Annotated in this window: 15 protein-coding genes; 5 read left to right on the forward strand and 10 right to left on the reverse strand. The window is 65.1% G+C overall.

Annotated elements, in window-relative coordinates; genetic code table 11:
• Positions 1-25 precede the first annotated feature (25 nt).
• The 6 genes from HU763_RS16310 to HU763_RS16335 all read right to left on the reverse strand — a co-directional run bounded on the left by HU763_RS16310 (position 26) and on the right by HU763_RS16335 (position 5,511).
• Complete coding sequence (locus HU763_RS16310) at positions 26-1,468, reverse strand: aminotransferase-like domain-containing protein (RefSeq protein ID WP_025339975.1); 1,443 nt, start codon at positions 1,466-1,468, stop codon at positions 26-28.
• A gap of 294 nt (positions 1,469-1,762) precedes the next feature.
• Positions 1,763-2,575, reverse strand: coding sequence for an OmpA family protein (locus HU763_RS16315; protein WP_186688254.1), 813 nt, complete (start codon positions 2,573-2,575; stop codon positions 1,763-1,765).
• Positions 2,572-2,925, reverse strand: a complete 354-nt coding sequence (locus tag HU763_RS16320) for a DUF4398 domain-containing protein (RefSeq protein WP_170030864.1) — start codon at positions 2,923-2,925, stop codon at positions 2,572-2,574. Before HU763_RS16320 ends, HU763_RS16315 begins: the two co-directional genes overlap by 4 nt.
• A gap of 9 nt (positions 2,926-2,934) precedes the next feature.
• Positions 2,935-3,756, reverse strand: coding sequence for a substrate-binding periplasmic protein (locus tag HU763_RS16325; RefSeq protein WP_186688256.1), 822 nt, complete (start codon positions 3,754-3,756; stop codon positions 2,935-2,937).
• Between the two features lie 75 nt (positions 3,757-3,831).
• Positions 3,832-4,761, reverse strand: a complete 930-nt coding sequence (locus HU763_RS16330; protein ID WP_170030868.1) for an electron transfer flavoprotein subunit alpha/FixB family protein — start codon at positions 4,759-4,761, stop codon at positions 3,832-3,834.
• Entirely contained in the window at positions 4,762-5,511 is a 750-nt protein-coding gene (locus HU763_RS16335; protein WP_015271101.1) for an electron transfer flavoprotein subunit beta/FixA family protein, read from the reverse strand.
• Between the two features lie 539 nt (positions 5,512-6,050).
• Here HU763_RS16335 and HU763_RS16340 point away from each other — a divergent pair.
• On the forward strand, positions 6,051-7,733 hold the full coding sequence (locus tag HU763_RS16340; protein ID WP_186688258.1) for an electron transfer flavoprotein-ubiquinone oxidoreductase: 1,683 nt from the start codon (positions 6,051-6,053) through the stop codon (positions 7,731-7,733).
• A 195-nt stretch (positions 7,734-7,928) separates the two neighbouring features.
• On the opposite strand, the gene HU763_RS16345 is transcribed toward HU763_RS16340, so the two are convergent.
• From HU763_RS16345 to HU763_RS16355, 3 genes are all read right to left on the reverse strand, one after another.
• Positions 7,929-9,251 (reverse strand): MFS transporter, encoded by a 1,323-nt coding sequence (locus HU763_RS16345; protein ID WP_186688261.1) that lies wholly within the window; start codon positions 9,249-9,251, stop codon positions 7,929-7,931.
• Between the two features lie 72 nt (positions 9,252-9,323).
• A complete protein-coding gene (locus HU763_RS16350) occupies positions 9,324-9,803 on the reverse strand; it encodes a histidine kinase (protein WP_186688264.1) in 480 nt (159 codons plus the stop codon).
• Positions 9,804-9,971: 168 nt separating this feature from the next.
• Complete coding sequence (locus HU763_RS16355) at positions 9,972-10,448, reverse strand: sigma-70 family RNA polymerase sigma factor (RefSeq protein WP_170030876.1); 477 nt, start codon at positions 10,446-10,448, stop codon at positions 9,972-9,974.
• A 470-nt stretch (positions 10,449-10,918) separates the two neighbouring features.
• Here HU763_RS16355 and HU763_RS16360 point away from each other — a divergent pair, with 470 nt between their 5' ends.
• From HU763_RS16360 to HU763_RS16370, 3 genes are read left to right on the forward strand one after another with little or no spacing between them, the layout of a single operon-like run.
• Positions 10,919-12,091, forward strand: a complete 1,173-nt coding sequence (locus tag HU763_RS16360; protein ID WP_186688267.1) for an efflux RND transporter periplasmic adaptor subunit — start codon at positions 10,919-10,921, stop codon at positions 12,089-12,091.
• Positions 12,092-14,056, forward strand: a complete 1,965-nt coding sequence (locus tag HU763_RS16365; RefSeq protein WP_186688270.1) for a MacB family efflux pump subunit — start codon at positions 12,092-12,094, stop codon at positions 14,054-14,056.
• A 3-nt stretch (positions 14,057-14,059) separates the two neighbouring features.
• Positions 14,060-15,463: an efflux transporter outer membrane subunit gene (locus HU763_RS16370; protein ID WP_186688273.1), complete on the forward strand. Its 1,404-nt coding sequence runs from the start codon at positions 14,060-14,062 to the stop codon at positions 15,461-15,463.
• Between the two features lie 119 nt (positions 15,464-15,582).
• Here the strand turns inward: HU763_RS16370 and pvdP are convergent, their stop codons facing one another.
• Positions 15,583-17,193 carry a pyoverdine maturation tyrosinase PvdP gene (pvdP, locus tag HU763_RS16375; RefSeq protein ID WP_186688276.1) on the reverse strand — a complete coding sequence of 537 codons (1,611 nt, stop codon included), beginning with the start codon at positions 17,191-17,193 and terminating at the stop codon, positions 15,583-15,585.
• A 187-nt stretch (positions 17,194-17,380) separates the two neighbouring features.
• On the opposite strand from pvdP, the gene pvdM reads away from it, so the two are divergent.
• Positions 17,381-18,727: a pyoverdine-tailoring dipeptidase-like protein PvdM gene (pvdM, locus tag HU763_RS16380; protein ID WP_186688285.1), complete on the forward strand. Its 1,347-nt coding sequence runs from the start codon at positions 17,381-17,383 to the stop codon at positions 18,725-18,727.
• Positions 18,728-18,732 lie beyond the last annotated feature (5 nt).

Below are 18,732 nucleotides of genomic sequence, written 5' to 3' on the forward strand. Positions count from 1 at the left end.
CCTGTTCCGCAGGCGCGTGGCAAGCCTACAGAAGCGCAGCCGCCGGCTCACGACACAACTGCTGGGCCAACAGCCCAAGGGTAATCACCGCGCGCTCGGCTTCCTTGTTCCACGGGATGCCGCAATTAAGGCGGATACAGTGGTTGAACTGTTCGGTATTACTGAAGATCAGCCCCGGCGCAATGCTGATACCCTGCTCCAGCGCGCGCACATGCAGTTCCTGGGTATTGACCCGCCCCGGCAAGCTCACCCACAGGATAAACCCGCCCGTCGGCCGAGTCATCTGGGTGCCCTCGGGGAAATGTTGCTGCACCGCCAGCTGGTAGGCACTGAGGTTCTTGCGGTACTCCTGGCGAATGTAACGCAGGTGCCGGTCGTAACCGCCATTCTCCAGGTAGGCCGCCACCCCCATCTGCGTCACGCTGCAGGCCGAGTGGGTGGTAAAGGTTTGCAGGCGCTGGATTTCGTCCTGATAGCGCCCGGCTATCATCCAGCCAACGCGCACCCCAGGGGACAGGGTCTTGGAGAAGCTCGAACAGTAGATCACCCGGTCCAGCCGGTCGAACGCCTTCAGCGCCTTGGTCTTGCCCTGCTCGAACATCAATTCGCCGTAAATGTCGTCCTCGACGATCTGGATATCGAAATCCGATGCCAGGCGCAGCAACTGCTTCTGCCGCTCTTCCGGCACGGTGCCGCCCAGTGGGTTGCTCAACCGCGCCGTCAGCACCAGCGCCTTGATCGACCACTGGTTGGCCGCCAGCTGCAACGCCTCGAGACTGATGCCGGTGGACGGGTCACTGGGAATCTCGATCACCTTCAGGCCCAACAGGTCAGCCAGTTGCAACAGGCCGTAATAGGTGGGCGACTCGGCGGCGATCAGGTCGCCAGGGCGGGTCAGCACGCGCAACGACATCTGCAACGCATCGACGCAACCATGGGTCACGATCACTTCACGTGGGTCGACCAGCACGCCGGCATCGCGCATGCGGATGGCGATCTGCCGGCGCAGCGGTTCGAAACCGGGGCTGAACATGTAGCTGAAGGCACGCGGGCTGTGAAAGCGCGTCACCTTGGCAATTTGCTGGTGCAAGGCACGGACCGGCAGGTAATCGACATGCGGCACGGCGGCACCGAACGGGAACACCCCGTCGCGGCGCGCCTCGGTCAGCACTTGCTGGATGATGCTGGCGCGGGTCACCAGGCCGGGGCGCTCCACGCGCGCGATGTCCGGCGTCTGCGCGGTCAGCGCCGGAGTCTGGTGCACGTAGTAGCCGGACTGCGGCCGCGCACGGATCAACCCCTGGTCTTCGAGGTTGGCATAGGCCTGCAGCACCGTGGCATGGCTGACGTTGAGCTGGGCGCTCATCTTGCGCACGGAAGGTACGCGCTCGCCTGGCTGGTAGACACCGCGACGGATGTCATCAGCCAGTTGCTGGGCGATACGCTGGTACAGCAGCAGGTTGGTCATGGCTGGCTCTCGACGCGCGGACGGACTCGTTGTTCTTGTGTCACTCACTGAGGGTAGAGAATACCGTAACAGTTGCAAAGTGTACGGGGACAGATCGCAAGATAGTCAACAATACAGTTGCGTGACAGTGATAAACATTGAAATCCGGGGGCATCGACGAAAAGCCGGGGTTGCCTTGCAGCGATCGCCGGCAAGCCGGCGCCCACAGGGATTGCACAGATCTCACCCCCTGTGCAATTCCTGCGGGAACCGGCTTGCCGGCGATGGGCCGCAAAGCGACCGCCTTGACAGGTTTCAGCGCGCCGGTGCGAGCCTGCCCTTGTCATCGGAGAACACGATCTCCACCCGGCGGTTCTGCGCCCTGCCCCGCTCCGAGGCATTGGCCTCGATCGGGTACTGGTCGCCATAGCCCTCGACCTGCAGGCGCTTCTCGTCAATACCCAGGTCGACCAGCATGTCAGCCACGGCCTGCGCCCGGTCACGCGACAGCTTCAGGTTGTCCTCGGCCGTGCCGGTGCTGTCGGTATAGCCTTCGATCCGTACCACCCGGCGCGGGTTGAGTTGCAGGAACTGCACCAGCTTGAGCACGGTGCGGCTGGCCGAGTTCTTCAGGTCGGCACGGCCGGTGTCGAACAGCACGTCACCCAAGGTCATCACCAGGCCGCGATCGGTCTGCTCCGAGGCCAGCGCGGCAATCTGCGATTCGATCCACTTGCCCTGCTGCTGCACACTGGCCAGCTTGGCCTCGCGCAAGGCCAGCTGCAGGCGCTGGCGCTCCAGGTCGAGCTTGGCCTGGCGCTCCTGGTTCAGCGCCAGCTTGGCATGCTCGCTGGCAATCTCGCTGTAGCGCTGGCTGAGATAGGCGTAATGGCGCACGTCGGCACCGGTGCCAATGTAGCTGGACAGGCGCTCGGCACGGGCCAGCGACTCGCCTGCGCGGATCACGTCGCGCGGGGCACTGCGCAGCACATCGGAGTTGTCCTTGACCTGCTGGAAGGCGGCGCTGGCATCATCCAGTGCGGCACTGCTGCGCTGGCTGGCGCAACCTTGCAAACCTGCCGCCAGCGCCAGCACTGCCAGCGCGGCCATTGGTGCACGGCGGCTCATGGCTGCACCTCCAGCTGCTTGCGCAGGCGCTTGACCCGCGACTGCAGCAGCTGCAGCTGCTCTTCACTCTTCTGGTTCAGCACCTGGGCTTCGGCCAGGCGCGCATCCAGCTCGGCCTGCTCGGCGCGCATGCGCGCATCGCGGTAGTCTTCGGTGAGCATGTTGGTCTTGGCCCGGGCCAACTTGTCTTCGGCCAGCTTGAGCGCTTCGACCTGCTCGGTGGCACCGACGGCCTTGGCCTGCTCCAGCGCCTGCTCGGAAATACGCATCTGCTCGACAGGAGCCGGATCGTTGGCGCAGCCAGCCAGGCCGAGCACGGCCAAGGCAAGGATTAGTGGTTGGGTTCTCACGCAATCTTCCTAGTGTTTGGGGGCGTCCGAGGGCACCTGCAGCTGTGCTTTCCAGCGCTCGACATTACGCTGCAGCACGGTCTCGGACGCACCGGAGATCGGCAATTCTGTCAGTTTTTTTGCCAATTGCCCACGCAACCAGCTGTCATTGCAGGCGGAATTATGCGACACGGCCAGGTACAGCCCTGGCCGGTCCACCGGCAGGCCGCGGGCAATCAGCTGGTTGCTCATGCCCAGGCTCTGCACCATCGCCATGCCCGCATAGCGGCCCGCGAGCACATAGTCGACCTGGCCAAGCACCAGCTTCTGGAATGCCTGGGTCAGGTTCTGCGCCGGCACCAGCTTCAGCTGCGCCTTGACGAAAGCACTGAAGGCCGGCGTCAGCCGTGCATGCTCGGACACACTGCCCTGGTACCTGGCCAGATCCGCCGGGCCATCGAACACCAGTTCGGCATCGTGACGGGTCCACACCAGGTATTCGTTGAGCTGCAGGGGGGGGTGGAGGTAGTCGAGCGCGGTCAATTGCTCCACCTGCATCGGGGCGTCGAGCAACAGGTCCATGCGCCCGCTGCGCACTTCTTCCAGCGCCTGGTCACGACGGCCGGCGTTGAGCACCTCCAGCTTAAGCCCCAGCTCCTCGGTCACCTGGCGCAGCAGGTCGACGTTGGCGCCGATCAGGTGTTTCGGGTCGTTCGGGTCTTGCCATGAATAGGGCGGCGCATCGGGGCTGCCAGTGGCCACCAGGCGTTCACACTTGCCGGCCGCCATGGCCAGCGGCGCCAGCAACGCCGCCATGCATGCCAGCACCCTGCCCGTTCCGCGCAACGTCATCCCTCACTCCTCAGCCCATAAAAAAACCCGACCCTCGAAACGAGGGCCGGGTTCTTTATAAGTGAAGCAGGCGGATCAGACCAGCTTTTCCAGCTCCGGAACCGCTTCGAACAGGTCGGCGACCAGGCCGTAGTCGGCAACCTGGAAGATCGGTGCCTCTTCGTCCTTGTTGATCGCCACGATCACCTTGGAGTCTTTCATGCCGGCCAGGTGCTGGATCGCGCCGGAGATACCGACGGCGATGTACAGCTGCGGCGCAACGATCTTGCCGGTCTGGCCGACCTGCATGTCGTTGGGCACGAAGCCCGCGTCGACCGCGGCGCGCGAAGCACCGACGGCAGCGCCGAGCTTGTCGGCCAGGCTGTACAGGTGCTTGAAGTTGTCACCGTTGCCCATGCCACGGCCGCCGGAGACGACGATCTTGGCAGCGGTCAGTTCCGGGCGGTCGGACTTGGCCAGCTCTTCGCCGACGAAGGCCGAGATGCCGGCGTTGTGCGCGGCGCCAACTGCTTCGACGGCAGCCGAACCCCCTTCGCCCGCCACGGCGTCGAAGCCGGTGGTACGTACGGTGATGACCTTGATGGCGGCGCTCGACTGCACGGTGGCAATGGCGTTACCGGCATAGATCGGGCGCTTGAAGGTGTCGGCGGACTCGACCGAGATGATCTCGGAGATCTGGTCCACGTCCAGCAGCGCGGCAACGCGCGGCAGGATGTTCTTGCCGTTGGTGGTGGCCGGGGCCAGCACGTGGCTGTAGCCTTTGGCCAGCTCGACGATCAGCGGCGCGACGTTTTCCGGCAGGGCGTGTGCATAGGCTGCATTGTCGGCAACCAGCACCTTGGCCACGCCAGCGATCTTCGCAGCAGACTCGGCAACGCCACCGACGTTGTGGCCAGCGACCAGCACATGGACATCACCACCGATCTTCGCGGCAGCAGCAACAGTGTTCAGGGTGGCCGGGGCTACGGCACCGTTCTCGTATTCAGCGACAACCAGGATAGTCATTTAGATTACCTTCGCTTCGTTCTTCAGCTTCTCGACCAGTTCGGCCACCGATTTGACCTTGATGCCAGCGCTGCGGGCAGCCGGTGCTTCAACCTTGAGGGTCTTGTTGGTGGAGGCGAGGGAAACGCCCAGCGCATCTGGAGTAACGGTTTCCAGCGGCTTTTTCTTGGCCTTCATGATGTTCGGCAGCGACGCGTAACGTGGCTCGTTCAGGCGCAGGTCGGTCGTGACGATGGCCGGCAGGTTCAGGGCCACGGTCTGCAGGCCGCCGTCGATTTCACGGGTGACGTTCAGCTTGTCGCCAGCCACTTCCACCTTGGAGGCGAAGGTGCCCTGGGCAAAGCCGGTCAACGCCGCCAGCATCTGGCCGGTCTGGTTGTTGTCACTGTCGATGGCCTGCTTGCCGAGGATGACCAGTTGCGGCTGCTCCTTGTCGACAACGGCTTTCAGTGCCTTGGCCACGGCCAGGGAGTTCAGTTCGTCGGCGGCTTCGACCAGGATGGCGCGGTCGGCCCCCAGGGCCAGGGCGGTACGCAGCTGCTCCTGGGCGGTGGCCGGGCCGACGGAGACCACGACGATCTCGCTGGCAACGCCCTTTTCCTTCAGGCGCACGGCTTCTTCCACGGCGATTTCGCAGAAGGGGTTCATGGACATCTTGACGTTAGCAAGGTCGACGCCGGAGTTGTCCGCCTTGACGCGAACCTTGACGTTGTAGTCGACCACTCGTTTGACAGCTACAAGAACCTTCATGGATTCCTCGTTACTCTCCGGTGAATAGATAGTCGCCTGGGGTCATTGCCCGGCGATGCGCGTGGGTACAAGGGCACCTCTAAAAACGTACCGGGAGGCAGTAACTTGAGAGTGACCGAACAGTCGTGTCCGGACGCTTGCGTCAAATACTCACGGGTCATTTTCTGTCGTGGCGTGTAAACTCCACTACAAACCGGCCGGAGGCCGCAGAACCCTGCTCCACAGCTGGTCTTTAGAGGTGTACCTGCGCCCGGCTGCAAGCCTACGGCGAACGTAAAACCGCTCGTATCTTGACCGTAACACCCAATCCGGTCAATACGGCAAATGGGTCATCCTCCAGCCGCGTTCCTGCGATTTTACTGGCCTGCGGCAAATTCAAACAAACGTTTGTATTGGACCCGCCAAGTGGTGTAGATATAATGCGCGGCCAAGACAAAACGGTGTAGTCCGTCATTTGCCCAGCTACAGTTCCGCCGTTGCGTAGAACCGCTGCGAATGCCCCCGCGCACCCATAAGACCCAGCAACAGCACGAGCCTTGATGAGTAGGAGAGAACCAGTGGAACGCGAGTACATGGAATTCGACGTGGTCATCGTCGGCGCCGGCCCGGCAGGCCTGTCCGCCGCCTGCCGCCTGAAGCAGAAGGCCGCCGAAGCCGGTAGCGAAATCAGCGTCTGCGTGGTGGAAAAAGGCTCTGAAGTCGGCGCCCACATCCTCTCTGGCGCGGTGTTCGAGCCCCGCGCCCTGAACGAGCTGTTCCCCGACTGGAAAGCCCTCGGCGCGCCGCTGAATACCGAAGTGAAGCGCGACGACATCTACGTGCTCAAGGATGCTGGCAGCTCGACCAAGGTGCCTGACCTGTTCGTGCCCAAGACCATGCACAACCAGGGTAACTACATCATCTCCCTGGGCAACCTGTGCCGCTGGCTGGCCCAGCAGGCGGAGAACCTGGGCGTGGAAATCTACCCGGGCTTCGCTGCCCAGGAAGCCCTGTTCGATGACAACGGCGTAGTCCGCGGCATCATCACCGGTGACCTCGGCGTCGACCGCGAAGGCAACCCGAAGGACGGCCTGTACACCCCGGGCATGGAACTGCGCGCCAAGTACACCCTGTTTGCCGAAGGCTGCCGTGGCCACATCGGCAAGCAACTGATCAAGCGCTTCAACCTCGACAGTGAAGCCGACGTCCAGCACTACGGCATCGGCCTGAAGGAAATCTGGGAAATCGACCCGGCCAGGCACGAACAGGGCCTGGTGGTGCACACCGCCGGCTGGCCCCTGGATGTAATGGCCAAGGACAACACCGGTGGTTCGTTCCTTTATCACCTGGAAAACAACCAGGTGGTGGTCGGCCTGATCGTCGACCTGTCCTACGCCAACCCGTACCTGTCGCCGTTCGATGAATTCCAGCGGCTGAAGCACCACCCGGTGATCAGCCAGTACCTCGAAGGCGGCAAGCGGATCAGCTACGGCGCCCGCGCAATTGCCAAAGGTGGCCTGAACTCGCTGCCGAAGATGGTGTTCGATGGCGGCGCGCTGATTGGTTGTGACCTGGGCACCTTGAACTTCTCCAAGATCAAGGGCAGCCACACCGCGATGAAGTCCGGCATGCTGGCGGCCGAAGCGGTCGCCGATGCGCTGGCCGCCGGCAGCGAAGGCGGCGACAAGCTGAACGGCTACGTCAGCGCCTTCAAGGCCAGCTGGTTGTACGAAGAACTGTTCGCCAGCCGCAACTTTGGCGCAGCCATCCACAAGTTTGGTCCGATCCTCGGTGGTGCGTTCAACTATGTCGAGCAGAACTGGTTCGGTGGCAAGCTGCCGTTCACCCTGCACGACACCAAGCCGGACTACGCCTGCCTGAAGCTGGCGGCCGACTCGCAGAAGATCGACTACCCGAAACCGGACGGCAAGCTCAGCTTCGACAAGCTCAGCTCGGTATTCCTCTCCAGCACCAACCACGAAGAGGAACAACCTTGCCACCTGAAGCTGACCGACCCGAACATCCCGATCGCCAGCAACCTGCCGCTGTACGACGAGCCGGCGCAGCGCTATTGCCCGGCAGGTGTGTACGAAGTGGTCAGCCAGGAAGATGGCAGCAAGCGCTTCCAGATCAACGCGCAGAACTGCGTACACTGCAAGACCTGCGACATCAAGGACCCGGCCCAGAACATCACCTGGGTTACCCCTGAAGGCGCTGGCGGGCCGAACTACCCGAACATGTAAGCCCCTGCCCTTGCGTTAACGAAAAGCCCCCGGTTCTCACGAGCCGGGGGCTTTCTGTTTTACCTGTCCCCTGGCGCTGCTGGCCCGTGTATGGGCGGCCTCGTGTCGCGATGGGGCGCGCAGCGGCCCCGGCAGTCCGTGCTGCTGCGCAGACCTTGGGGCCGCTGCGCGCCCCATCGCGACACAAGGCCGCTCCTACAGGCACCGCGTCGGCAGGAAGTCGGGCTCACTCAACGGCAACGGCTCACGACGCCCGAAATAGAGCGCCGTCAGCAACCCCACCGCGCCCATGATCAGGCAAAACCCGGCACACACCCACGGGCTCCACGACATCAAGGCAATCAGCGCCAGCGGCGTGGTGCTGGCCCACAGCGCATAGGCCACGTTGTAGGTGAAGGAAATACCCGACACACGGATCTCGGCCGGGAACAACCCGACCATCACCGACGGCACCACCCCCACCACGCCGCAGCACAGGCCGGCCAGCGCATAGGCCAGCCAGGTCATGCCCCACTGCCCTACCAGGCTGGCATACAACACGCCGATACCCAACGGCAGCAGCAGGCTGTAGAGCATCAGCGCGCGCCAGGCGCCAACGCGATCGACCAGCAGGCCGGCCAGCACGCAACCGATATTGAGGAAGACGATACCCACGCTGCTCAGGGCGAAGGTGTGCCCGGCCGTCATGCCAAAGCGTTGCTGCATCACCGTCGGTGTAATCACCACCAGCACCACCACGGCGGAGGTCAGCACACAGGTCAGCAGCGCCGCCGGGATCAACGCCCGCCGGTGTTCGCCCAACACCCGCCGCAGCGGGAAGCTCACCGGCTGTTGCTGGCGCGCACGCAAGGCAAGGAACACCGGGGTTTCGCTGAGCCAGCGGCGCAGCCACACACCGATCACACCAAACACCCCACCCAGCAGGAACGGGTAGCGCCAGGCATAATCGAGAATTTCCTGCGCGGTGAACAGCTGCGCCAGCAGGGTCGCAGTCAACGCCCCCAGCAGGTAACCGAAGGTCAGCCCGGCCTGCAGGAAGCCCAGGGCATAGCCACGCCGCCCGGCGGGCGCGTGCTCGGCGACGAAGGTCCAGGCACTCGGCACTTCGCCGCCCACCGCCGCGCCCTGCAGAATACGCAGGGCCAGCAGGATCAACGGCGCCGCATAGCCGATGTCGGCGTAGGTCGGCATCACCCCGATCAGCAGGCAAGGCAGGGCCATCATCAGGATACTCAGGCTGAAAACCCGCTTGCGCCCGAGATGGTCGGCAAAGTGCGCCATCAGGATGCCACCCAGCGGCCGCGCCAGGTAGCCAGTGACGAAAATCCCGAAGCTTTGCAGCAGGCGCAGCCATTCGGGCATTTCAGGCGGGAAGAACAGCTGGCTGAGGGTGAGCGCAAAGAACACGAAAATGATGAAATCGTAGATTTCCAGCGCGCCGCCCAACGCCGCCAGGCCCAGGGTCCGGTGGTCGCCGCGGCTGAACCGGGGCGGGTAAGCGGTATCGTTGGCAGTCATGGCAGGGTCCGCACATCGGCAAAGGGCGAGAGGATAGCAAATCGCTGTCCCCTTGCCCCGCCCACGGCAGCGCTAGCGGCTGAACACCGTGTAGGAGAAGTTGACGCGCCCCAGGGATCGCCCCGGTGTCGCTGACAGGGTGCCCGGCAGCGGCAGCTTACCCACCTGCAGCGGCGTATCGATGATCGCCATGAACGCCTCCAGCGCATCGTTATCGGGCACCTGCGGCAGGCTCAGGCTGACCGCCTGGCGCTCGCTGGATGGCACCGATGGCACTGCCAGCTGGGTGGTGTGATACAGCAGGGCATGCTGGATCTGCGGGCTGACGCGGCAGAAGCGCTCCAGGTCGACCCCGGCATGGCTGGCCAGCTCGATATTGCCCAGCAGCAGGTGAAAAGGCTGCAGGGCACACAGCACCAGGCGCTGCAGCTCCTCGAAGCTGTCCACGGGGGCGATCCGGTAATAGCCCAGGCCATTGAGCAGCCGTTCCAGTTGCAGGCGCTGGCACGGGTTTGCGTCGGCGATGAGGATGCGCAGGGTCTTGTTTGCCATGGTCGGGCCTGGGCAGTGGGTAATGGGTAGGCTCCATGACCATACTGCGCCAGTGGCGGCTACTGCCAGGTCCGAGCCTGGCAGGGGTCTTCTTTGATAGAAGCCGGGAACAATGCAGAAATCAAGTGACGGGCCGATGGATTTTTTCATTCGCCGGCCACCCGGCAATCAGCATTCCCATTCGCGCATGCGCACCCGGCAGTGCTTCATGGCGTTGACAATGTGCTTTTCCACCAGGCTGCGGGAAATGCCCAGGCGCTCGGCAATCTGCTGGTGCGACAGGCCATCGAGCTTGCGCAGCAAGAAGCAGTCACGGCAGACCTTGCCCAGTTCATCCAGGGCACGCTGCATCAGCGCCAGGCGCTGGTCGAGCTGCAGGTCATGCGCCGGCGCCGGGGTGTGCCAGCGTTCATCGCTGTCCAGCACCTCCAGCGGCTCGGCCTGGCGTACCAGGTGCCGCCGGTGGCGGTCGACCAGCAGGTTGAGCGCGGTGCGGTAAAGGAAGGCACGCGGGTGCTCGATGCGCTCGCCGTCGGTGCGTTCCAGCACGCGCAGGTAAGCATCGTGCGCCACATCCTCAGCGGCCTGGCGACTGCCCAGGCGCGCTGAAAGGAAGCCCACCAGTTCGCGATAGTAATGTTCCACGACGTTACCTGAGATGGTTCTGCCAGCTTGGTCGAAAAGGCCTTTCAGGCAGCTGCAGGACCGAGTGATATCAACCTGCGATCTTACAAATTATAATGATTCTCAGCAACACGGGTTTTGGCTGTAGGGTTTCAGCGCCTGTTGGATCGAGCGCCGCCCGCGCGGCGCATCGCGAGCTGCGCTCGCTCCTACGTTTGTTTCGGGCCAATTATTCCTGTGGGATTTGCGCGCGAGCGCTTGGCGCATGACGAGATATCGCGTTGTATGAACCAGGCGGTCGCGCGCGCCTGCCACAGGTGTTACTGGCCCGAAACAAACGTAGGAGCGAGCGCAGCTCGCGATGCGCCGCGCGGGCGGCGCTCGATCTCATAGGCGCCACATCTCTGTCGCCGTACCAATCCCGCACGATATCCGCTAAATCCCCTCCCGCCGCTTTCGTCTATCTGGCACCCCCTCGGCTGGACGTCTGCATGAGACCTTTAACCACTACCCGTCGCCGGGTCCTGCTCACGGGCCTGGGCCTGCTCGGCCTGGGCAGCCTGCTGGCCTGGACGGCACTGCCCTCCGCTGCACAGCCGCTCAGCACGGTCGCGGTGACCCGCGCCGACATCGAAAGCAGCGTAACCGCACTGGGCACCCTGCAACCAAGGCGCTACGTGGATGTCGGGGCGCAGGCCTCGGGGCAGATCCACACCCTGCACGTCGAGGTTGGCGATACGGTGCGCAAAGGCCAGCTGCTGGTCGAGATCGACCCTTCGACCCAGCAGGCGCGGCTGGATGCCGGCCGCTACTCGATCGACAACCTCAAGGCCCAGTTGGCCGAACAACGCGCGCAGTTCCAGCTGGCACGGCAGCAGCTCAAGCGCCAGCGTGACCTGGCCGCTGCGGGCGCCACCCGCGACGAGGACGTGCAGACCGCCGCCGCCCAGCTCAAAGTCACCCAGGCGCGCATCGACATGTTCCAGGCGCAGATCCGCCAGGCCCAGGCCAGCCTGCGCAGCGACGAGGCCGAGCTGGGCTACACCCGCATCTACGCGCCCATGGACGGTACCGTGGTGGCGGTGGACGCGCGCGAGGGGCAAACCCTCAACGCCCAACAGCAAACCCCGTTGATCCTGCGCATCGCCAGGCTCTCGCCAATGACGGTATGGGCCCAGGTATCGGAGGCCGACATCGGCCAGGTCAAGCCGGGCATGACCGCGTACTTCACCACCCTGGCCGGCGGCAAGCGCCGCTGGACCAGCACCGTGCGCCAGGTGCTGCCGGTGCCGCCCAAGCCGCTGGACCAGGCCAGCCAGGGCGGCGGTAGCCCGGCCAGCGTCAGCAATGGCAACGCCGGCAACCAGGTGGTGCAGTACAGCGTGCTGCTGGATGTCGACAACCCGGATGGTGCGCTGATGGCCGAAATGACTGCCCAGGTATTCTTCGTCGCCGGCAAAGCCAGCCAGGTGCTGACCGTGCCACGGGCAGCGCTGGACGACGCCGATGGCCTGCGCCTGGCGCATGTGCTGACCCGTGACGGCAAGGTGGAACAGCGCCAGGTGCGCACCGGCCTCAGTGACCGCCTGCGGGTGCAGGTGCTGGACGGCCTGAATGAAGGCGAACGCCTGGTGATCGGCGCCCCTGGCGTGCGCGGAGGCTGAATGAGCACACCCCTGATCGAACTGGTCGACATCCGTAAATCCTACGGCGGCGTCGACACCCCCAAGGTCGATATCCTGCACGGTATCAGCCTGCGCATTTACCCCGGTGAGTTCGTCGCCATCGTCGGCGCTTCCGGCTCCGGCAAGTCGACACTGATGAACATCCTCGGTTGCCTCGACCGGCCCACGTCCGGCCGCTATCGCTTCGCCGGCAAGGACGTGGCCGAACTGGGTAGCGACGAGCTGGCCTGGCTACGCCGCGAGGCATTCGGCTTCGTATTCCAGGGCTACCACCTGATCCCCTCCGGTTCGGCCCAGGAAAACGTCGAAATGCCGGCTATCTACGCCGGCATCGCCGCGCGCGAACGTCACGCTCGCGCCAGCGCCCTGCTCGACCGCCTGGGCCTGGCCAGCCGCACCGACAACCGCCCGCATCAGTTGTCCGGCGGCCAGCAGCAGCGGGTATCGATCGCCCGTGCATTGATGAACGGCGGCCATATCATCCTTGCCGACGAACCCACCGGCGCGCTCGACAGCCAGAGTGGCACTGAAGTGATGGCGTTGCTCGACGAGCTGGCGGCCCAGGGCCACGTGATCATCCTGATCACCCATGACCGCGATGTGGCGGCGCGGGCGCAGCGAGTGATCGAGATTCGCGACGGCGTGGTCATCAGCGATTCGCCCAGCGCCCTGCCCCCGCCTGACAACGGCCGAGGGCTGCAGGCCGAGCAGTTGCGTCAGCACCTGGACCGCGGCGCGGCCTTGCGCGGGGCGTGGCAAGGCGAACTGCGCGAAGCCCTGCAGGCCGCCTGGCGGGTGATGTGGGTCAACCGCTTCCGCACCGCCCTGACCCTGCTGGGCATCGTCATCGGTGTTGCCTCGGTGGTGGTGATGCTGGCCGTGGGCGAAGGCAGCAAACGCCAGGTGATGGCGCAGATGGCCGCCTTCGGCTCGAACATCCTCTACCTCAATGGCAAACCGGCAAGCCTGGGCGAACAGGCTGGCACCATTACCCTCGACGATGTCGCCGCCATCGGCCAGTTGCCGCAGGTCCGGCACGTGATGCCGGTGCTCGGAGAAAAGCTGATGGTGCGTTACGGCAACCACAGCCAGCGGTTCTATGTGGGTGGCAACAACACCCGCTTCCCCGAGATTTTCAACTGGCCGGCGGTGCACGGTAGCTTCTACAGCGAAACCGATGAAGCCACCGCCGCGGCAGTGGCGGTGATCGGCCAGAAAGTGCGGGAACAGATGCTCGACCCTGGACGCGATCCGCTGGGGCAGTACCTGCTGATCGGCAATGTGCCGTTCCAGGTGGTCGGCATTCTGGCCGGCAAGGGTGCCAGCTCCGGCGACCAGGACAGCGACGGGCGCATCGTGGTGCCCTACTCCGCGGCGGCCATCCGCCTGTTTGGCCAGCGCGACCCGGACTACATCGCCGTCGCCGCGCTCGATTCCACGCGGGTCGAGGAAACCGAAGCGGCCATCGACCAGTTGCTGCGCCAGCGCCACAACGGGCGCCGGGATTTCGAGCTGACCAACGACGCGGCACTGATCCAGGCCGAAGCGCGCACGCAGAACAGCCTGTCGCTGATGCTGGGGGCGATTGCCGCGATCTCGCTGCTGGTGGGCGGCATCGGGGTGATGAACATCATGCTGATGACGGTGCGCGAGCGCACCCGCGAAATCGGTATCCGCATGGCTACCGGCGCACGCCAGCGCGACATCCTGCGGCAATTTCTCAGCGAGGCGGTGCTGCTGTCGATGGTCGGCGGCCTGGCCGGCATCGTCCTGGCCCTGGCCATCGGCGCTGGCCTGATGTTGGCAGATGTGGTGGTGGCCTTTGCCCTGCCTGCCATGCTCGGCGCCTTTGCCTGCGCCGTGGTCACCGGCATCGTGTTCGGCTTCATGCCCGCGCGCAAGGCCGCCCGCCTCGACCCGGTCAAAGCCCTTACCAGCGAATAATCCATGACTCTGCCTAGCCGCATCAGCCTGTTGCCCCTGTGCGTATGCCTCGCCGCCTGCAGCACGCCAACCCCACCTGCCAGCGACCTGGCCGCCCCGCTCGCCTGGCAAGGCGCAGGCGCATCACCCTCGGCACCACCGCCGACGCTCCAGTGGTGGCACGCGTTCGCCAGCCGCGAGCTGGACCGCCTGGTGCAGCGTGCCCTGCACAATGCCCACGACCTGGCCGCCGCCACCGCGCGGGTGCGCCAGGCCCAGGCCCGCGCGGTGATTGCCGGCGCGCCGTTGTTGCCGGAGCTGAAGCTGGGCCTGGACGGCAGCCGCCAACGCCTGCTGCACGGCGATGGCTACGACCAGCTTGATGTCAGCCGCAGCGAACCGACCAGCACCTCGTTCGATATACAACTCAGCGCCAGCTACGAGATCGACTTCTGGGGCGGCCTGCGGGCGTCCCGCGCGCAGGCCTTGCGCAGCCTGGAGGCCAGCCGTTTCGATCGCCAGACCGTTGAGTTGACCCTGGTCAGTGCCGTGGCCGACAGTTACCTGCAGGGGCTGGCCCTGGCAGAACAGCTGCGCATTGCCCGCCTGAACCTGCGCAATGCCCAGGAACTGCTGGGCCTGGTCGAAGCGCGCCAGCGCAGCGGTTCCGCCACGCGCCTGGAGCTGGCCCAGCAGCGCAGCCTGGTGGCCGCGCAGCAACGCCAGTTGCCGTTGCTGGAACAGAAGTGGCAGGACAGCCGGGTCACCCTGGCGACCCTGCTCGGCGACCCGCTGCAGTCGTTGCCCACCAGCCAGGAAGCGATCACCAGCCTGCGGTGGCCGGCCATCGGCAGCGGCGTGCCCAGCGAACTGCTCACTCGCCGACCGGACATTGCCGCTGCCGAAGCGCGTCTGGCCGCTGCCAGCGCCAATGTGCACGTCGCCCGCGCGGCCATGCTGCCCAAGCTCACCCTCGACGCCAACCTGGGGGCGGGTGCCGACACCTTCGCCCACCTGTTCGATAGCGCCTACTACACCCTCAGCAGCGGCCTGGTCGCGCCGCTGTTCAACCATGGCCGGCTGCGCGCCGCACGTGAGCTGGCCGAAGCCGAACAGGCGGAATTGCTGGAGACCTACCGCAGCAGCATCCTGGCCGCTTTTGCCGATGTCGAGAAGGCGCTCAATGCGATCGATGGCGTCGATCGCCAGCGCCAGTGGCAAGATCAAGAAGTGCAGCAGGCCCGGCTGGCATTCGAGCTGGCGCAACGGCGCTATGGCGCAGGCGCCGAGACCTTGTTGAGCGTGCTGGAAACCCAGCGCACCTGGTATGTGGCGCAGGACCAGCAGGCGCAACTGCGCCTGGCGCGGTTGCAGGGCAGCGTGGCGTTGTACAAGGCCTTGGGTGGGGGGTGGGGAATCAAGCAGTAGGTCGCCTGTACCGGCCCTATCGCCGGCAAGCCGGCCCCTTAGGGCCTGCGCCGGGTTCAAGGTATGCGCTGTACCGGTGGGATCTGGCTTGCCGGTGATAGGACCGGTACAGGCAGCGGCTAGCTCCGCACCTTCAGGTTGCGCGCATACCAAGGTCGCTGCGGCACCCTGGGCTGCAACGTGTCGAACAGGCCGTCATCGCTGTAGATGATGCGCAACGCCAGCTTCATCGTTTCCGGGTCCATCTCCACACTGCGCCCAGGCCGCAACCCCGGCACCGTCGAGCAGCCGTGCGTATCCGGCCCCAACCACGGGTCCGCCACGGCCACCCAGCGCCCTGGGGCGAACCACGGCACACCGTTGACCTGCTGGCGCCTGACCTCGCCAGGGTGCAAGCGTTCATGGGCCGCGAACCAATCCTCGATGCGGTCATCGATCCAGCCATGAAAGCGCCAGAACACCGGGTTCACATGGGAGGAAAACGGGTCCCCGAGGAAGTCGTTGTGCGCGGCGAACCAACGCTCGGCAAAATCATCCGGGGTGCGCGCCGTCGGCACCGGCATGCCGTTGGCGGGATCGCGCGGCACCGATGCCCAGCGCATGTGCAACCAGTCGTGCAGGCCCAGCTCCAGTTCCGAGCCGAACTGCGCCAGGGTCAGCGTGCTCAGGTACTCGGGGTCGGTATAGCGCGACTCCCAGACCTGGAAGTTGCCGTGGAAGGTATCCGCGGTCTTGATGTCGCGCACCCACCGGGTGTAGTCGGCGTCATCGCCGGTCAGCCACGTGGGCGGCAGGGCGTTGCCGTCATGGTTGTCGAAGTAGCGAGCGAACCCTGCGCGGTCGCGCTCCAGTTCCGGCTGCGGCAGCGGGAAGCGCGGCCAGGAAGGCAGGTCCTGCAACGCCCGAGCGCTGCCAAGCATATGCCGGTGCATGAACAGGAAGTCCTCACCCGAGCCATTGCGGTCCTTGTGCCGACCTCGCGCATCACGCTCGCGCTCACGCGGCCCGGGTTGCCAGCCCAGGCCACGCAGCGCGCCCTGCTTGTCCTTGGCCAGCTTGTGCCACTTGTCCCGCGAGGCGTGCCACAGCTGGTGGAACAGGCGATGCTCCGGAGTGATCAGCCAGGCCAGCAGTTGCGGGTTCAGCGGGGTCCGTTCACGGGCTTCCGGAAAGGTGCGCTTCAAGGCCAGGAAGTGGTTGTCCTGCACCGGCAACGACAACGCCCGGTCCAGGCGCACAATGCGCCCATTGAGGGTCGCCGGCCCGGCGTTGCCGAAGCGGCCCCATACCTCGTCGAGCACGACATGGCATTCATAGCGCGCCTGGGACGAAAACAGCCGCCAGCGCAAGGTGCCCGGCGTATCCGCCAGCAGGTCACCGACCACACGGTAGCGCGGTTGCGCCTCCGTACGCAGGCGCTCGGGTGTATCCAGGTAGCCGCGCAGGGCACGGCCATTGGCAGCAACGTCAAGGAACAGTTCCAGGTCTCCCGCTGGTAAACCTTGCAGGCCAGCCTCCTCGCCCAGCTGGGTCCAGCGCCAGATGCCGCGCAGGGTATCGCCCAACTGCTGCAGGCCGGTATCGGCCAACTCGACAACGGCCTCGCCAGGCGTCTGCGGAAATTCCTCGGCGGCGCCCTGCCGCCGCTGATACAGCGCACCCACCGCAGCGGGCACCACCACGCCCGTCAATGCCACACCGGTGATGAAACCGCGTCGCGAAATCGTCATTGCATACCTGTGCATTCATTGCGGCCATGGAGCACGGCCCGTCCAAGGCTAGAACGTTGCATGGGCGGCGAAATTTAACCGTGCATGGCCAACGGCCGCGGCTAAATTTCTGCGCTGCAAGCTCGTTCACTGCAGGTAGCGGCGGCCTCTGTGCCCATCCCTCGACGGTGAACCTACTGAGACCAAGATGACGACTTCACGCTGGAACAAAGCCCTGTTTATCAGCCTGGCCACTGCGCTTACCGCTGGCGCCGGGTTTGCTGCCTGGCACTATTTCGCCACGCCTGCCGGCTACTCCAGAGCGGTGATGCGCCAGGCCAACGACCTGCAGGAACGCATCCTCTCGTTCGACAGCCATATCACCCTGCCGCTGACCTTCGGCACCGAAGGCAGTGAGGCGGACAAGGACGGCGATGGCCGCTTCGACCTGGCCAAGGCTGCACGCGGGCGTCTGTCCGGCGCCGCCCTGACGATATTCGCCTGGCCCGAATCGTGGACTGGCAACTCAGGCCCGCACCGCCCTACCCCGGGCTTCGTCGAGGCCGCCCGGCATACCCAGGAGGTGCGCTACAACGCCATCAGCGCCATGGTCCGCGACTTCCCGCAACAGGTTGGCATCGCCTACACCCCACAAGACTTTCGGCGCCTGCACGGCGAGGGCAAGTTCGCGGTGCTGCTCAGCATGCTCAATGCCTACGCCCTGGGCGACGACATCGACCAGCTCGACCGCTGGGCCGCACGCGGGGTGCGCATGTTCGGCTTCAGCTATGTGGGCAACAACAGCTGGGCCGATTCCTCGCGCCCGCTGCCGTTCTTCAATGACACTGCCGATGCCCTGGACGGCCTGTCACCGCTCGGCAAGCGCGCCGTGCAACGGCTGAACGACCTGGGCGTGATCATCGACGTGTCGCAGATGTCCAGCAAGGCATTGGCCCAGGCTGTCGCCCTCAGCCGCGCGCCCGTGGTGGCGTCGCACTCGGCACCACGGGCCATGGTCGACATCAGGCGCAACCTTTCCGACAAGGAGCTGCAGCTGATCAAGGGCAGTGGCGGCGTGGTCCAGCTGGTGGCCTTTTCCACCTACCTCAAGCCGCTGAGCAGCAAGACCCAGGACAAACTCAACGCACTGCGCGCGCGCTACGCCCTGCCGCCGCTGGCCGACCTCAACTACGCACTGATGCCGGGCGACCCGGTGATCGCCGGCTGGCCGGAGCAGAAGGTCGGCCAGTATGCGAACGAGCTGTACGGCATCCTCGAAGACGAACCCCCAGCCACCCTCAAGGACTACGGCGACGCCATCGACTACACGGTGCGCAAGGTCGGCATCGACCACGTCGGCCTCAGCTCGGACTTCAACGAAGGCGGTGGCATCGACGGCTGGCAGAACACCAGCGAGGCGCGCAACGTCACTGCCGAACTGATCAGCCGCGGCTACTCCGAAGCGGACATTGCCAAGCTCTGGGGCGGCAACTTCCTGCGGGTGTGGGAGCAGGTGCGACGCGCCGCGCAACCTGTCACCCACTCATCCCCCTGACCCTG

Source organism: Pseudomonas anuradhapurensis, from assembly GCF_014269225.2.
GTDB lineage: Bacteria > Pseudomonadota > Gammaproteobacteria > Pseudomonadales > Pseudomonadaceae > Aquipseudomonas > Aquipseudomonas anuradhapurensis.

What these genes read in the sequence shown, in the direction of transcription:
- HU763_RS16310 (WP_025339975.1), bottom strand. Translation starts at nt 1,468, where the DNA reads ATGACCAACCTGCTGCTGTACCAGCGTATCGCCCAGCAACTGGCTGAT.
- HU763_RS16315 (WP_186688254.1), bottom strand. Translation starts at nt 2,575, where the DNA reads ATGAGCCGCCGTGCACCAATGGCCGCGCTGGCAGTGCTGGCGCTGGCG.
- HU763_RS16325 (WP_186688256.1), bottom strand. Translation starts at nt 3,756, where the DNA reads ATGACGTTGCGCGGAACGGGCAGGGTGCTGGCATGCATGGCGGCGTTG.
- HU763_RS16330 (WP_170030868.1), bottom strand. Translation starts at nt 4,761, where the DNA reads ATGACTATCCTGGTTGTCGCTGAATACGAGAACGGTGCCGTAGCCCCG.
- HU763_RS16335 (WP_015271101.1), bottom strand. Translation starts at nt 5,511, where the DNA reads ATGAAGGTTCTTGTAGCTGTCAAACGAGTGGTCGACTACAACGTCAAG.
- HU763_RS16340 (WP_186688258.1), top strand. Translation starts at nt 6,051, where the DNA reads ATGAGTAGGAGAGAACCAGTGGAACGCGAGTACATGGAATTCGACGTG.
- HU763_RS16345 (WP_186688261.1), bottom strand. Translation starts at nt 9,251, where the DNA reads ATGACTGCCAACGATACCGCTTACCCGCCCCGGTTCAGCCGCGGCGAC.
- HU763_RS16350 (WP_186688264.1), bottom strand. Translation starts at nt 9,803, where the DNA reads ATGGCAAACAAGACCCTGCGCATCCTCATCGCCGACGCAAACCCGTGC.
- HU763_RS16360 (WP_186688267.1), top strand. Translation starts at nt 10,919, where the DNA reads ATGAGACCTTTAACCACTACCCGTCGCCGGGTCCTGCTCACGGGCCTG.
- HU763_RS16365 (WP_186688270.1), top strand. Translation starts at nt 12,092, where the DNA reads ATGAGCACACCCCTGATCGAACTGGTCGACATCCGTAAATCCTACGGC.
- HU763_RS16370 (WP_186688273.1), top strand. Translation starts at nt 14,060, where the DNA reads ATGACTCTGCCTAGCCGCATCAGCCTGTTGCCCCTGTGCGTATGCCTC.
- pvdP (WP_186688276.1), bottom strand. Translation starts at nt 17,193, where the DNA reads ATGACGATTTCGCGACGCGGTTTCATCACCGGTGTGGCATTGACGGGC.
- pvdM (WP_186688285.1), top strand. Translation starts at nt 17,381, where the DNA reads ATGACGACTTCACGCTGGAACAAAGCCCTGTTTATCAGCCTGGCCACT.